The organism is Pseudobythopirellula maris (assembly GCF_007859945.1).
GTDB classification, from domain to species: Bacteria; Planctomycetota; Planctomycetia; order Pirellulales; family Lacipirellulaceae; genus Pseudobythopirellula; species Pseudobythopirellula maris.
The window spans coordinates 1,054,788-1,069,215 of sequence record NZ_SJPQ01000002.1; the positions used below are offsets into that span (position 1 = coordinate 1,054,788).

At 67.5% G+C, this 14,428-nt stretch carries 11 protein-coding genes; 5 read left to right on the forward strand and 6 right to left on the reverse strand.

Annotated elements, in window-relative coordinates; genetic code table 11:
- Positions 1-55: 55 nt before the first annotated feature.
- The 5 genes from Mal64_RS11980 to Mal64_RS12000 all read right to left on the reverse strand — a co-directional run bounded on the left by Mal64_RS11980 (position 56) and on the right by Mal64_RS12000 (position 6,928).
- Entirely contained in the window at positions 56-511 is a 456-nt protein-coding gene (locus tag Mal64_RS11980; protein ID WP_146400415.1) for an SRPBCC family protein, read from the reverse strand.
- A gap of 129 nt (positions 512-640) precedes the next feature.
- Entirely contained in the window at positions 641-2,284 is a 1,644-nt protein-coding gene (locus Mal64_RS11985) for a phytoene desaturase family protein (protein WP_146400416.1), read from the reverse strand.
- Between the two features lie 93 nt (positions 2,285-2,377).
- The gene (locus Mal64_RS11990) at positions 2,378-3,733 is read right to left on the reverse strand and encodes a polysaccharide biosynthesis/export family protein (RefSeq protein WP_197525690.1); all 1,356 of its coding nucleotides are present in this window, start codon (positions 3,731-3,733) and stop codon (positions 2,378-2,380) included.
- Between the two features lie 35 nt (positions 3,734-3,768).
- Positions 3,769-5,664 (reverse strand): tetratricopeptide repeat protein, encoded by a 1,896-nt coding sequence (locus Mal64_RS11995; protein WP_146400418.1) that lies wholly within the window; start codon positions 5,662-5,664, stop codon positions 3,769-3,771.
- Positions 5,665-5,953: 289 nt separating this feature from the next.
- On the reverse strand, positions 5,954-6,928 hold the full coding sequence (locus tag Mal64_RS12000; RefSeq protein ID WP_146400419.1) for an MBL fold metallo-hydrolase: 975 nt from the start codon (positions 6,926-6,928) through the stop codon (positions 5,954-5,956).
- Between the two features lie 197 nt (positions 6,929-7,125).
- Here Mal64_RS12000 and Mal64_RS12005 point away from each other — a divergent pair, with 197 nt between their 5' ends.
- Complete coding sequence (locus Mal64_RS12005; RefSeq protein ID WP_146400420.1) at positions 7,126-7,926, forward strand: undecaprenyl-diphosphate phosphatase; 801 nt, start codon at positions 7,126-7,128, stop codon at positions 7,924-7,926.
- Between the two features lie 60 nt (positions 7,927-7,986).
- Here the strand turns inward: Mal64_RS12005 and Mal64_RS12010 are convergent, their stop codons facing one another.
- Entirely contained in the window at positions 7,987-10,701 is a 2,715-nt protein-coding gene (locus tag Mal64_RS12010; RefSeq protein ID WP_146400421.1) for an SHD1 domain-containing protein, read from the reverse strand.
- 283 nt (positions 10,702-10,984) lie between these two features.
- Here Mal64_RS12010 and sufU point away from each other — a divergent pair, with 283 nt between their 5' ends.
- The 4 genes from sufU to Mal64_RS12030 all read left to right on the forward strand — a co-directional run bounded on the left by sufU (position 10,985) and on the right by Mal64_RS12030 (position 14,247).
- Positions 10,985-11,371: a Fe-S cluster assembly sulfur transfer protein SufU gene (gene sufU / locus Mal64_RS12015; protein ID WP_146400422.1), complete on the forward strand. Its 387-nt coding sequence runs from the start codon at positions 10,985-10,987 to the stop codon at positions 11,369-11,371.
- Positions 11,372-11,610: 239 nt separating this feature from the next.
- Entirely contained in the window at positions 11,611-12,927 is a 1,317-nt protein-coding gene (locus tag Mal64_RS12020) for a cysteine desulfurase (RefSeq protein ID WP_391570422.1), read from the forward strand.
- Positions 12,928-13,170: 243 nt separating this feature from the next.
- The gene (locus tag Mal64_RS12025) at positions 13,171-13,680 is read left to right on the forward strand and encodes a 3-hydroxyacyl-ACP dehydratase FabZ family protein (RefSeq protein WP_146400423.1); all 510 of its coding nucleotides are present in this window, start codon (positions 13,171-13,173) and stop codon (positions 13,678-13,680) included.
- 174 nt (positions 13,681-13,854) lie between these two features.
- Positions 13,855-14,247: an acyl carrier protein gene (locus tag Mal64_RS12030; protein WP_146400424.1), complete on the forward strand. Its 393-nt coding sequence runs from the start codon at positions 13,855-13,857 to the stop codon at positions 14,245-14,247.
- Positions 14,248-14,428: the final 181 nt, after the last annotated feature.

Genomic DNA, 14,428 nt, shown 5'->3' on the forward strand with positions numbered 1-14,428 from the left:
CCGTATCGACGCCGAATCACACCGCCACTCACGCTACGCATCGGTGCGATTCGCACTAGGCCGGCGACTCGCACGCCCGCTTGAGGTCCGACAGGTCCGACTCGACCGCCTTGCGCATGCCGCCGCCGACCAGCAGCCCGGCGATCGGCGACGCGAGCTTGGCGAAGATCGTCTTGGCGCGCCACAGCATCTCGAACCCCACATCGGTCGCCCCCTCGCCTGCGGGCGTGAAACGCAGCGTCGACGCAAACGCGCAGCCGCACGACTCGCCCTCCACCGTGTAGCCGGTGGGAGGCCCGCAACGAGTCACGGTGAGCTCCTCGGTCGACTGGTGGTTCATCATCGTTCGCGTCTCACGCCACACGGTTCCCACGCCGAACGGCCCGTCGGTGACCACCTCGATGCGGTCGATGCCCGACACTCGCTCGGCGGCGTGCTCCAGGTCCGTGGCGACGGCCCACACCCGCTCGGGTGGGGCTTCGATCCGCTGGGTCGCGTGGATTGGGCGCATCGATTCCTGCCTGCAAACTGATGAATGGGACGCGGATGAACGCGGATCAAGCGGATACACGCGGATTCAGTTTACTGTTTTATCTGCGTGGATCTTTTTTAATCCGCGACGATCCGCGTCCCATTCTTCTCACAATCGGTCGCGCAGGATCTCCGTCGCGGCGTTCTTGCCGCAGGCGCCCATCACGCCGCCGCCGGGGTGGCTCGCCGCGCCGCACAGGTAAAGACCTTTGAGCGGCGTGCGGTGGTCGGCCCAGCCCGCCACGGGCCGGAAGCAGTAAAGCTGGTTGGCGTTCATCGCCCCCTGCATGATGTTGCCCCCCGTGATGCCGTACACACGCTCCAGGTCGAGCGGGCTGAGGACCTGGCGGTGCTCGATCGCGGCGGGGACGTTGGGGGCGTACTCGGCGAGCTTGGCGACGCAGCGGTCGGCGAAGTCTTCCTTGATGTCGTCCCAGCTCCCTTCCTTCAGGTTGAACGGGGCGTATTGGACGAACATCGACAAGATGTGTTTGCCGGGCGGGGCGATCGTGTCGTCGACGCTCGTCGCCATTGTGGCCTCGAGGATCGGCTCCTCGGCCGGTCGGCCGGCGCGGGCGTCTTCGTAAGCGCGCTCCAGGTAGTCGAGGCTCGGGCCGACGTGCATCGTGCCGTGGTGCTGCGGGGCGACCTCGCCCGGCTTCGACGGCCGGGCGCTCCAGTTCGGCGGCTCGGCGAGCGCGAGGTTGATCTTCATCGACGCCGACGCGTAGTCGATGTTCGCCACCGCGCTACGGAACTCATCGGGCAGGGCGCTCGGCTCGAGGAACCGCTCGAACGTCAGGTGGGCGTCGACGCTCGACGCCACGATCGGCGCCTCGAGCAGCGAGCCGTCTTCGAGCGTCACGCCCGTGGCCCGCGCCGATGAGCCGGCGGCTGCGGTGTTGATCGCGCGGACGGGCGCCTCGCGACGAATCTCGACGCCGAGCTGCTCGCAGGTCTTGGCCAGGGCGGTCGACAGCGCGCCCATGCCGCCCCGCACGTAGCCCCACACGCCGCGGGCGCCGCCCGCCTCGCCCATCACGTGGTGGAGCAGCACGTAGGCGCTGCCGGGCGAGCTGATCGACAGGAACGCGCCGATGATGGCGTCGGTCGCCAGCGTCGCCTTGAGCACCTCCGACTCGAAGTGCCGCTCGAGGATCGGGCGCGCCGCGCCCGTGAGCAGCTCGACGGCGGCCGGCTGATCGGCGCCGAGGCGTTTCATCGCCCGGTGCATGGCCCACAGCTTGCGCGTGTCGCGGAGCTTCTTGCCCCAACCGATCCGGCGCCAGCTGGCGGGCAGCGGCAGCGGGTCGGGCGCCGCCTCGCTGAGAACCGGCTCGAGCACATCGGCCACACGCTCGAGCAGCGACTCGTACTTGGGAAACGCCTCGGCGTCCTTCGTGCTGAACTGCGAGATCTCGCGGTGGTTGAGCCCCGCCTCGGGGCCCATCAGCAAGCTGCGGCCGTCGGGCAGTGGCGTGAACGAGCTCGGCGTGCGCGGCAGCACCGCGAGGCCGTTCTCCTTGAGCTTCAGGTCTTTGACAATCTGCGGCAACAGCAGGCTGATGACGTAGGCGGCGGTCGACACCTTGTAGCCGGGCCAGAGCTCCTCGGTCGTGGCGCAGCCGCCCAGCACGTGGCGCCGCTCGAGCACGCAGACGCGTTTGCCCGCCTTAGCCATGTAGGCGGCGCAGACCAAACCGTTGTGTCCGCCACCGATCACGATCGCGTCGTAGGAGCCGCCCTTGCTCATCGTTGCCCTGTCTTAAAAGTGAACCACGGACCACACGGATGTCACGGATTCGGAATTCATATCCGTGCCCATCCGTGTGATCCGTGGTCAAGATTAAAAACCACTGACGATCGCGCTCACCGTGGCGAAGCCTTGGCCCCAGATCTTTTCGAGCGGCACGGCGGCGTAGATGCCGCGGGTGAAGACCTGCTCGATCAGTTCGTCGGCCACCTCGATCGGCGATTTGGGGACGAGGACCACGTCGGAGTCGCCGAGCCAGATCTCGTCGGCCGGCACGGGGCGGCGGCCGTAAAGGGCGCCGCGGATGTCGACCATCGTCGCCTGCAGACGCCAGTCATCGCCGCGGCGGAACACGACCACCTGCCGCAGGTTGGCGCCGTTGTTCCACCCGCCGGCCAGGGCGATCGCCTGCATCAGCGTCGTCGGGCCGGTCATCTGGAACTGCCCCGGCTGCGTCACCTCGCCGAGCACGTAGAGGAACCGCGGCGCCCGGGCCTCGAGCGCCAGCGTGACGCTCACGCCGGGGATCAGCGCGTCGTAGCGGGCGTCGATCTCCATCTTCGCCTCTTCGAGCGTGAGGCTCTGGACCCGCACGCTGCCGAGGCCCGGCAGCTGGATCTCGCCGGCGGGCGTGACCACGGCGTTGATCTGCCGGCCGCCGAGGTTGCCGCCGCGGCTGTCGACCGTCTCCAGCAGGTCCTCCAAGCGAGTGTTCACGACGATCGGCGTCACGGTGATCGCCGGCACGGTGTAATACTCCTCGAACCGCTTCTCGAGGTCTTGCTGCAACGCCTCGATCGCCCGGCCGGCGGCCGGCACGCGGCCGATCAGCGGCAGCGTGATCATGCCGTCCGGCTGCACGACCAGCTCGCGGTTGAGGCTGTCGTCGGATTGCTCGCCGGCGGCGCTGTCGGAACCCGCCGAGCCGTCGCCGCCGGCGGTGAGCGATTCGACCCGCAGCCGGTCGCCGACCTGGATGCTGTACGGCCGGGCGAGCACCTCGCGGGTGCGGAGGAAGTAGATCGCCAGCGTGTCGTCGACCCGCATGCGGTACTCGCTCACGTGCTCCGAGCGCGAGTGGCCCACGTACTCGCCCTGGGCGTACGCCTGCCAATCGATCATCCCGCGCGAGTCCCAACCGACTTCGCCTTGGCAGCAGCCCGCCGCGCTGTCGACGCCCCAGATCGGGTGCGGCGCCGCCGGGTTGCAGCCTGGGCCGCAACCGGCGCCGCACGGGCCGCACGCCTGGCACAGCTCGACGCGGGGCGATTCGACGCGCAGAGGTTGCGCCGCGTAGTCGGCCGTGACGACGCCCGCGGGCGGGTGCGCTGCCGACGGATCGTTCGCTGAATGGCTGCGTTGCAACACCCAAGCCGAGGCGACGAGCGCGGTCGCCACGCCCAGCGCGAGCGAGATCCGCGCGGCGCCTCGAAGTCGACGATGGTTCATGGCTGATCGGTGTGGCATAGGGTGGAAAAGGTTTCTCAACGGAGCACGGTTTGGCTGCGGACCGGCGCCATGGTTGGTTGCGTGGACGGTCGCGTGAATGCAGCGCCCGCGGGAGCGGCTTGCTGAGGCGTGGGTCGGCGTGCGGCTTGGTTGGCGGGGCTCACGGTGACCGCGGCCATCCGCCACGGTCCCGACGGCAGCGTTTGCGGGCGCGTCGCAACGCGTGGCGCGGCCTGGGGCGTTGCCGGAGCTTGGCCCGCAGCGGCAACGTTGGCGGCGGCGTTCGAACCGGCGCCATCGCCGCGGAAGGCGGCGTTGCCGACCCACACCACGCCGCGGTCGCGTGAGAAGGCGCCCGTTTGGATCTCCGTGCGGGCGAGCATCTCGGCCTGGCGTCCGATCGTGTCGGCCTCGGCGGAGTTGCCGAGCTTGCGCTCGACCGACGCCAGGTTGCGCAGCACGGTCGACTTGCGTCCCTGCTGGGCGGCGAGCGACAGCACCTCGCGCGATTGCTCGTAGCGTCCGGTCTTCGCGAGCAGCACGCCGAGCTCGTTGGCCGCCATGTAGTTGCCGGGGTGCGCGGCGAGGGCGGCGCGGTAGAGCGAGACGCTGCGAACGTTGGCGGTCGCCTCGCCCTCGCTGGGGGCGAGCCGCTCGTTGGCCTTCGCCAGCCCGTGCAGCGCCATCGAGCCGGCCTGCTCGCCGGCTACGGCGGCGGCGAGCTTGCGCTCCGCGTAGCGGCAGTAGAGGGCGAGCGCCTCCTGCGGCAGCGTGCGCACCGGGTCGGCGCCCGCGCCGAGCATCGGCGTGGTGTGCGACGCGGCGATCTGGTTCACGTTGAGGCGGGCGCCGTAAGCGTCCCGCCCCACGAAGTCGATCGCCTCGTCGAGCGCCTTCAGGCCCGCCGCCAGCGAGCGGCGGTGGCGGTCGGTCATCGCGTCGGCGTCTTTGGCGACGGCGATCTTTTGCAGCACGTCGAGGAACCGCGCCCGGGCGGCGTAGTAAGCGCCGCCTTGGCCCAGGGCGAACGCCTGCCGCACCTCGCCGCGGAGCTTGAGGCTGATGTCGCCAGACGCCGGCGTGTAGCAGAGCAGCTCGTCGATCGTCGCGTCGGCCGCCAGGCGGGCGTCGGAGTCGGCGTAACCGATGAGCGGCGCCGTGCGGCCTACGTCCAGCAGCAGGGGCTGCAGGGCGGCCGACTCCTCTTCGGAGGCGAAGGCCGACTCGTCCGAAACGATCAGACGCGGCTCGCTCACGTCTACTTCCTCCGTCGCTGCCGCCGGCGAGTCGTCCGCGAACGAATCGAGCAACGGGCCCTCGAGGAGGTGGCTATCGGAGGCCAGATCTTCAGCGTTCGACGACTCGTCGTCGGATGGCGTCTCGATGACCAGGGCGTCCGATTCGGCGTCGCCCACCACAGCCACGTCCTCGACCGACGCGGCGTTCTCGCTGAATTCCTCGATGAGCTCGTCCAACGGCGGCAGCCGGTAGATCGCCTTGCGCATCGCCGGCCGCTCGTCGTCGCTAGGGAGCATGACGCCCCGCGAGTCGGCAAGCAGCGGCGCCCTCCCGCTATGGTTGCCGTTCTTGCTCGCGTCCGCGCCGGGCAATTGGTAGGGGATAACGTAAGACGGCTCCGAAAGGCCAAACCCTTGCAGCGGGGGCCAGGCGACGTCTTGGCGGGCCGGCGGATTGGACGTTTGACCGCTGGCCTTGCGTCCGTTGTCTTGGAACCCATCGATCGCGGCGTGCGACCCGGCCGGCGTTTGGTGGTCCGTCGTCTGCTGGAACCCCAGAGCCCAGCAGACACCAAAGGTGAGCCCGGCCACCGCCGCGACAAACGACAGCGCAGCGGCCGTCTGGGCCGCGAGGCGCAGCGGATCGATCGGCCGGGGGCGCCGAGCGGAAACGGCCTCGTTCGACGCTTCCATGCGTCTCCTGGGCGTGTTGGGGGGAGCGGGGATCGGTCGTGACGGGGCGGCGCGGTCCTTCGCGTCGCCCGGTCGCCGCGCAATGCTGGCGGGGTCTGCTCTGATGTTCGTCCCGCTGACCGGGCGACAACCAGCAAAACCGGCCCCTCCCGACCACCCCCGCCGCCCCGCGCCCGCACGACCCGCACAGCCGGAAGGGGCTGGGAGTTAGGGCTGGAGCTAGGAAGCGATCGAGTGCTAGCTTCCCGCTGCTTGCTAGCCCCTAACCCCTAACTCCTAGCCCCTACCGCTAAAACAGCCGGCCCTGGCGTTGCGGTTCGAGCGGCTCGGCGTTGAAGCCAAGGCCCAGCAGGTCGTCGACAAAGTCCACGGGGCCGTGCGTGCAGAGGACGCGCTTGGGCTCCACACGACGGACCGTCTCGACGAGCTCGTCGTAGTCGGCGTGGTCGGAGAGGGGCAACGCGTGGTCGACCCGCTGGCGGTACTTGGTCGACGGGTCGATCGCCCAGCCGGTCACGGCGAACGACGTGACCCGCCCGAGCTCGGCCAGCCGGTAGCCCTTCATGCTGGGCGGGGTCGTGATGACGGCGTGCCCGGCGAGCGGGCGGCCGGCGTAGGCGGCGTAGTCGGCCCCGGGCGAGGCTAGCGCCACGCCGCACCCCTCGTACACCTGGCTGATGCGGTAGATCTCCGGGTGCTGCAACACCGGCACGCCGTGGGTGGTGAGGATCTTGGTCACTTCCTGCGACTTGCCCATCGCGTAGGCGTGGATGACCGGCGTGCGGCCGTCTGCCAGCGCGGCGTGCACCAGCTCGAGGAGCTGCTCTATCACCACCTTGCGGGGCGGCATGCGGTAGCGCGGCCTGCCGAAGGTCGACTCCATCACCAGGATGTCCGCCTGGGGCGGGTCGGCCGGCCGGGCGGTGAGCGACTCGCCCAGCTTGTAGTCGCCCGTGTAGAGCAGCCGCTCGGCGCCGTCGTCGGCCAGCAGCATCGCCGAGCCCATGCAGTGCCCGGCCGGCGTGGCCGTGAGCCGCAGCGGGCCGTACTCGATCGCTTCGTCCCAAGGCATCTCGAGCGTCGCGAGCTTGGGGCTCATCCGCGCCCGGTAGAGCGCGGCGGTCTCTGGCGTGCAGAGCGCCAGCTCGTGCCGGCCCATATGGTCGGCGTGGGCGTGCGAGACGAACGACCGCGGCTGCCGACGGCGGAAGTCGATCGCCAGCCGCGGCCCGGTGAGCATCAAACCGTCTTCGTAGTGGAACATCGCGTTCGTGCAGGGAGATGCGTGAGAGCAAGATGGCGAGCCGGTTGCGCCAGCGGCCTAAGGGGCTAGGAGCACTGAACTGCGCGCCAGCCCTCCGGCCGCTGACGCGGCCGGCTCGCCTGACACTCGGCGGGGCGCCAACCTATACTAGCCGCTTCGTCCCTCGCACCCGATGCCCCGTCTCCCCAGCTGCCTGCATGTCGCTCCTCGAAATCATCCTGCTGGCCATCGTGCAGGGTCTCACCGAGTTCCTGCCCGTCAGCTCCTCCGGGCACTTGGTGGTGGCGAACGCGCTGCTGGGGGCCCTGGGGTACCCGCCGGCCAAGGACCTCATTGAAGTGAGCATCGTGCTGCACCTCGGCACACTGCTGTCGGTGCTGGTTTACTACCGGCGGGAAATCGCCCGCCTCGTGGGCGAAGACCGCCGCGTGTTGCCGCTGTTGGTGCTCGGCACCGTGCCGGCGGCCATCGTGGGCGTGGGGATCAAGAAGGGGCTCAGCGACGCGGCGTCGGACGCCGTGCTAGAGAACGTGCTCTTGGCGGGCCTGATGTTCCCCGTCACCGCGGCGCTGCTCGTTTGGGGCACACGCCACCGCGGCGGCGACGAGCGTTACCAGTCGCTCGGCTGGCGCGGCGTGCTGGCGATCGGCTCGCTGCAAGCGCTTGCCATCCTGCCGGGCATCTCGCGCAGCGGGGCGACGATCGCCGCCGGCTTGGGCGTCGGGCTCGACCGCCGCAGCGCGTCGACCTTCGCCTTCCTGCTGGCGATCCCCGCGATCCTAGGCGCCGGCCTGCTCGAAGGACTTGAGGTCATGGAGAGCGGCTCGACCGGCACGCCGGTCGCCAACCTGGCCGCCGGCTTCGCCGTGGCGTTCGCCGTTGGCCTGGGAGCGCTGGCGCTGCTGATCCGACTGGTCCAGCGTGGCCACCTGGACCGCTTCGCCTGGTACCTCGTGCCGCTCGGCGTAGCGGTGGTGGCGTGGCGGCTGGTGGGGTAAGGCCCCCTCCAGCCGATGTCCACTCGCCCGGCCATGTTGCTGAAGGCGCGTCGCTGCGCCTCACTCTTTCGCTTCGGTCCGGTTGCTAGCCACGCCGTGGATCGACAGCCTTGAGTAGCCGTAGGCGCCTTCCTCGGTCACGGGGCCTGGTTTCGTCAGTTTCTTTGGGAACTCGATGTGAGAGAGCCAGTCGGGGTTGGGGCTTGTGAGCCGCTCGAGCGCGTCGTCGAGCGACTCGCCTTCTCGCATGTTGATGATGCCCATGGGTTCGGCTAGCCAACCACGACGCCACAAGACGTTGTCCTCTCCATCGGTGAGCACCAACGCGCTGGCGAAGGGGCGGATCGTCTTGATCACAAATTTCTTCGTCCACGGCGGTTCGTTCCAGTTTCGGATCCGCAAATCCCGCTCGGGGAGTCGGGTGTAGACCACCCGCACCTGCAGCGGCGCCGAGTCGGCGACCGCGAACCCGGCGTTCTGAACCGCGTCGGTTAACTTGGCCTCGATGTCGCGTTCGGCGACTGCGCCCTGGTCGGTCTCGATGATCAGTTCGAAAGGGTCGCCCGGCCTGGCCGCCAGGAATGCTTGTTGCTCTCCCAAAACCCGCGAGTGCGCACGCGCCTCGTGATGGGGGACTTCGATCGACGCGATGTAGGGGTCTTGGCCGTCTTCGTTGCGGGGGCCGTACCAGATCCGCCCGTTGGCCGTCTCGCTGGCGAGGCCGCCGCGTGTTGAGACCCCGTACTCCCACAGCATAATGCCGCGATTCAGGTCATATAGTCTTTGGCCGTCGGCCAGCACGAGCATGTCGTCAACCCAATCAAGCCGCTCGTCGCTGGTCGGTTTGCTCTTAGTCAGTTTGCCGAGCGGGCTGCCGTCGGCCAGGTCCCATGCGGCGATTTGGTCGATCGATGAAGCGATCAAACGGGTGCAATCGTCGCTGAGCCCGACCGCTTCGAGGCGACTGAGATCGTGCTCCACCGTGGCCAGGTGACGTCCCTTGCGCAGGTCGAGCAGCGACACGGAGGATTCGGATCCTACGGCAAGCAACCGGCCCATTGCGCCGAGTCTTTGCACGTAAAAACGATCGCCGACGGGAATCTTGAAAACGGCCTTCGCCTCGACGAGGTCCCACAAGACCGGGTCGCTGCGAGCGACTCCCAGCAGGGCGTGCCGCGGACCGGTGAACCACGCTTGATCGACGCCGCGCCTACGCGTATCGCGGGGGCTGGGCTCCCACAGGGCGATCGTCTTAAGCCCGCCGCGGGTGATCTTCGCCAGGGTCACCTTGGTGTTCATGTCGTCATTAAAGTGAGTGCCGCCGAGCAGCACGAGGGCGCTCTCGGGGCGTACGGCGAGCGCCTTGGTATACTGGGGTAGCTCGATCAGACCGGCCGATCGCCTCCCGGCGAGGTCGAGCATCTCGAGAAAGACGCGGTCCCTGGAAGAGCCGCCATCGACCTTTCTCTGCACGATCGCCCGGCGGCCGTCGCGGGAGATATCGAGCGTGATCATCTCTTCGCCCCGGTTGCCTTGGTCAGGCAGCGGCGTGAGTTCGACCGCCTTGGTCATCGTGAAAGCGCGTTTCGGGCTGACGGCGTAATCGTTGGGGCTGAACTGCCAGGACGCGAATTCTTTGCCACGGATCTCTTTGAGCGAAGCGAAGTCGGGTTTCTTCAGCAGCGCGAGAACGCTCCGTGCGCCAGAAAAGGGGTTGGCAGCCGAGGCGAACGGGTTGCCCTTATCCTGGGCGCTCTGTTCACGAGCTGCGCGAACGTACGACTGGTCATCGGCCGAAAGCCGGTCGAGCGGCACGCGGAGTTCCTCGCCGTCGCGTTTGCTGAGTTTCACCGCATCGCCATCGACGCCTGCGTACACGGCCTCAATCTTGTACGAGCCGCTGCGGTCGGACCACGTGCGGAGTACGAATCCGCTCCCACCAGGCTTGGTGGGGTCAATCGGGTACAGGCTCGAGCGTGGGGCGAGAAACGCCAGTTCGGAGAGCCTCTCGATGGTGGTCCGTTGCTTGCGGCGGCTGAACTTCTCGGCCAACCTCTGCTTGTCGACGAGCACCACTCGGACCCTGCCTAAACTATCCGGCGACCGAACGATCGCCTCATATGGCTCGCCGGCGATCAAGAGCTCGACATGGTCACCCTCCTGCAAGTCGTCGTCCTCGTCGAACCTGTTCTCCGAGACCCGATCTGAGAATGCCCGATCGCCAAAGCCCGAGTTGTCGAATGCCTCTGCAAAATCCCTGGCTAAGCTCTTCGGGAGTCCCTCCGGAGGTCCCCCTCGAAATCCCTCCGGCATGCCCCGCTGCGAGCGTGGGCTTCTGCCGCTGCGTCGCAGGCGGTCGGCGTACTTCTCGTCGCTCAATTCAGCGGGGTCGACACGCACTCGAACCAGCCGCTCGCTCGGCTCGCTTGACACGACCTCGCCGTAATCGATTCCCGCCACGAAGGCGTCGAAGTCCGTGACCGGCGCTAGTCGAAACACGTTGTTCCGGCTTTGCCAACTGCTGGGGCCCGTCTCGGGCAATGACAGAATCATCAGGCGAGAGATCACTTCGAGGGGGTCGGTTCCCTCGGTCTCCTCCAGCTGGTTGGCATCGGCTAGCTCCCTGTCGCCGAGCGCCATGAAGATCTCGTCGATCTCGATCGGGGCCGAGTCGGATTGCAGAAGACGTTTGTAGTTCGTGATCTCGACAAGCACGTACTCCTGCTCGGCTCCCCGTTGGCCCCAAGCCGGAACGCCGGTGAGGGTGGCCGCCATGAGTGTCGCGGCCGAATAGAGCAGGGCGCCAGTAACTTTGTATCTTCTCTTGGTGACCTTCACCGTCTCCCCCCAGATCGATGTGCGACATGCGGCAGAATCGCAGTATAGACCGGGCCTATTGGCGAACCAAACACTTGCCGCGTTGTCCCTCAGCCGTGGGGGACATAAACTGGGGTATTGCCCCAGTCGGCCGCCCGATGCCCACCCGGCGCCTCCCGACGACCGTAGGTCGTCGGCTGCTTTCCCCCGACCTCTGACCTCCCACCTCTGACCTCCCGCAATGCCCACCGAGGAAGAGATTTACCAGGAGCACATCCTCGACCACTACGAGGACCCGTTCCACCGCGGCGAGCTCGCCGGGGCGACGCACGCGCACGAGGACAAGAACCCGCTCTGCGGCGACGTCGTAAAGATCGAACTCGTCATGGACGACGACGGCCGGGTGAAGGACTGCATGTTCTCGGGCGACGGCTGTGTGATCAGCCAGGCGAGCGCCTCGATGCTGCTCGAAGAGCTCCACGGCAAGACGATCGAAGAGGTGCAGAAGTTCTCGGCCGAGGACATGCTGAAGCTCTACGGCCCCAGGCTCACGCCCAACCGCCAGAAGTGCTGCCTGCTCTCGTGGCGCGTGATCCAACTGGCGATCCATTCGCCGGTGGAGTCTTGAGGATTCACCACAGAGAGCACAGAGGACACGGAGACGAAAAATAGGACGCGGATGAACGCGGATTGAGCGGATCATCGCGGATTTATTTCAATCGCCCCCTTTTTGTGAGGCGACCGCAACAAGCCAGTTCTCATTCGATTCGTCAGATACTTTTTTTCTGATCCGCGTCCATCCGCTCAATCCGCGTTCATCCGCGTCCCATTCTTCTCCTGTCTTTCCTCCGTGATCTCTGTGCCTCTGTGGTTCATCCCCCAACGATCGCCGACGTGAACGAAGCCGACCTCCTGCCGGAGAGCCTGCGCGAGGATTTTCCGATCCTTCAGCAGACCGTGCACGGCGACAAACCGCTGGTGTTTCTCGACTCGGCCGCCAGCAGCCAGCGGCCGCGGCAGGTCACGCAGGCGCTGGTCGATTGCTACGAGCAGGACTACGCGAACGTCCATCGCGGCATTCATGTCCTCAGCGAGCGGGCGACCGACGCCTACGAGCTGGCACGGGCCAAGGTGCGCGACTTTATCGGCGCCGAGCACTCCCGCGAGGTTGTGTTCACCGCCGGCACGACGGCTTCGATCAACACCGTGGCCCGCTCGTGGGGCGACGCCAACCTCGCGGCCGGCGACGAGATCCTCGTCACGCCGATGGAGCACCACTCGAACCTCGTGCCGTGGTTCCAGCTCGCCGAGCGCACCGGGGCGGTGATCAAGCACGTTGCAATGACCGACGACGGCCGGCTGCTGCCCGAAGCGTTCGACGAGGCGATCAACGAGCGGACCAAGGTCGTGGCCTTTACGGCGGTGAGCAACACGCTTGGCACAGTGAACCCCGTCAAAGAGATCGCCGCCAAGGCGCGGGCCGCCGGGGCGATCAGCGTGGTCGACGCCGCCCAGAGCGCGCCGCACATGACGACCGACGTGCGGCAGCTCGGCGTCGATTTCCTCGCCTTCAGCGCCCACAAGCTGTGCGGGCCCTCGGGTGTCGGCGTGCTGTACGGCCGCGAGGCGTTGCTTGAGGCGATGCCGCCGTTCTTGGGTGGTGGGTCGATGATCAACCGGGTGTACGACGACCACTTCACCCCGGCCGGCCTGCCGGCCAAGTTCGAGGCGGGCACGCCGCCGATCGCCCCGGCCATCGGCCTGGGGGCGGCGATCGACTACTTGCAAGCCATTGGCTTGGGCCGGATCCACGCGCACGAGGCCGCGCTGGTCGGCTACGCCTGGCGGCGGCTCGCCGATATCGAGGGGCTGCGGCTGTTGGGGCCCTCGCCGCTGGAGCACGGGCCCGAGGTGCGGGCCGGGCTGGTGAGCTTCGTGCTCGACCGGCCGCACGCCCACGACATCGCCCAGCTGTTGGACCGCGACGGCGTCGCCGTCCGGGCCGGCCACCACTGCACCCAGCCGCTGCACGACCGATTGGGGATCACCGCAAGCACGCGGGCGAGCTTTTACCTCTACACCACGCGGGGCGAGGTCGACGCCCTGGCCGATTCGCTCGCCACCGTGCGCGAAAAATTCCGCCCCACGGGCCGCAAACGCAAGCCGCGTTCGGCAGGGGAATGACGGATCCCGGATGAACCGCGACGAAACCTAGCGGTGGCGCCCCCCCGCTTTCGGTCATTCGGCTTCCCTCAACGAGGCGTGCCCGGCGGGATTTCACCGCGGCAAACCCTGGGCAACGGCTGTTGTGCGGCCCCGTCAGGACGGCTAGAATTCGGGATTCGTTGATTTTACCCAACCCGCCCAAGCTGACGGGTCCCACGCCGACCGACAGGTTGGCCCCCGTTCCTCGCGAGTGCTAATCGGATGCGTTTCTGGCTGATCGACGCGATCGAGAGCTTTGAGCCCGGGGTTGGCCTGACGGCGTCGAAGAACGTTTCGTACAGCGAAGAGTACCTGCAGGACCACTTCCCGGAGTTCCCGGTCCTGCCGGGCGTTTTCCAGCTCGAGGCGGCCACCCAGGCGGCGGCTTGGTACCTGAGGATGGCCGAGGGCCACGCCCACAGCGTCGTCACGCTCAAAGAAGCCAAGAACGTCAAGTACGCCGACTTCGTTTCGCCCGGCGACCGGCTCACGATCCGGCTGGAGCTTGTGAAGCAAGACGACCGCGACGCGATGTTCAAAGTGACCGGCGGAGTGGGAGAAAAGACCTCACTCACCGGCCGCATCGTTGTCGAGCGTTTCAATTTGGCCGATACCGACCCGAGCCAGGCCGAGGCCGACGCCCACCTCCGCAAGAACCAACGCGAAATCCTGCAAGCGATCCACCCGGCGGGCGTGGCGCTGCTGTCCCGAGAGCCAGCCGGCGCCAGCTAGCACTGGCTCCCCCCCGGGACGGTCGCCCTTCCTCGCGAAGCCGATACCTGAAACAATCACGCCGCGCTTCGAGCGCGGCTCCGCCGCTAGCGGCGGACACCCACCCGATCATCATGCCCGGCCGCCCCGGCCGCGAAACCAGGGACGATTTCACCGAGAAGGTACGAACCTACCATGCCCGACAAAGAAGAGATTTTCGCCAAGGTGCAAGAGGCTCTCGTCGACGCCCTGGGCGTTGAAGACGACGAGGTCACGCCCGAGGCGACCCTGCAAGGCGACCTCGACGCCGAGAGCATCGACTTCCTGGACATCGTGTTCCGGCTCGAGAAGTCGTTCAACATCAAGATCGAGCGCGGCGAGCTGTTCCCCGAGGACATCCTCACCAACAGCGAGTACGTGACCGACGGCAAGGTCAACGACACCGGCCTGGCCAAGCTCAAGGAGCGGATGCCGTTCGCCGACCTCAGCGGCTTCGAGAGCGACCCGCAGGTGCAGAAGCTCGGCAAGCAGCTCACCGTGCAAGACATGTGCAACTTTGTCGAGCACAAGCTCGCCGCGGCGGCGTGAGTGTGAGACACGGCGACCCCCCGCCTGCTTTGCGCGTTCTCCCTCCCCCTGGTGGGGAGGGCCGGGGAGGGGGGATGACCCGGGCACCCGGTGTGCTCCACATCAGACCGAGTACCTAGCGCCTCACCCCTCCCCGCTCCGTCTTGGGCAACGGGCCTCCCCATCCAGGGGAGGGGAACCA

Excerpts from the sequence above, each read along its gene's own strand:
- Mal64_RS11980 (WP_146400415.1), bottom strand. The coding sequence starts at position 511 with ATGCGCCCAATCCACGCGACCCAGCGGATCGAAGCCCCACCCGAGCGG.
- Mal64_RS11985 (WP_146400416.1), bottom strand. The coding sequence starts at position 2,284 with ATGAGCAAGGGCGGCTCCTACGACGCGATCGTGATCGGTGGCGGACAC.
- Mal64_RS11990 (WP_197525690.1), bottom strand. The coding sequence starts at position 3,733 with ATGAACCATCGTCGACTTCGAGGCGCCGCGCGGATCTCGCTCGCGCTG.
- Mal64_RS11995 (WP_146400418.1), bottom strand. The coding sequence starts at position 5,664 with ATGGAAGCGTCGAACGAGGCCGTTTCCGCTCGGCGCCCCCGGCCGATC.
- Mal64_RS12000 (WP_146400419.1), bottom strand. The coding sequence starts at position 6,928 with ATGTTCCACTACGAAGACGGTTTGATGCTCACCGGGCCGCGGCTGGCG.
- Mal64_RS12005 (WP_146400420.1), top strand. The coding sequence starts at position 7,126 with ATGTCGCTCCTCGAAATCATCCTGCTGGCCATCGTGCAGGGTCTCACC.
- Mal64_RS12010 (WP_146400421.1), bottom strand. The coding sequence starts at position 10,701 with ATGGCGGCCACCCTCACCGGCGTTCCGGCTTGGGGCCAACGGGGAGCC.
- sufU (WP_146400422.1), top strand. The coding sequence starts at position 10,985 with ATGCCCACCGAGGAAGAGATTTACCAGGAGCACATCCTCGACCACTAC.
- Mal64_RS12025 (WP_146400423.1), top strand. The coding sequence starts at position 13,171 with ATGCGTTTCTGGCTGATCGACGCGATCGAGAGCTTTGAGCCCGGGGTT.
- Mal64_RS12030 (WP_146400424.1), top strand. The coding sequence starts at position 13,855 with ATGCCCGACAAAGAAGAGATTTTCGCCAAGGTGCAAGAGGCTCTCGTC.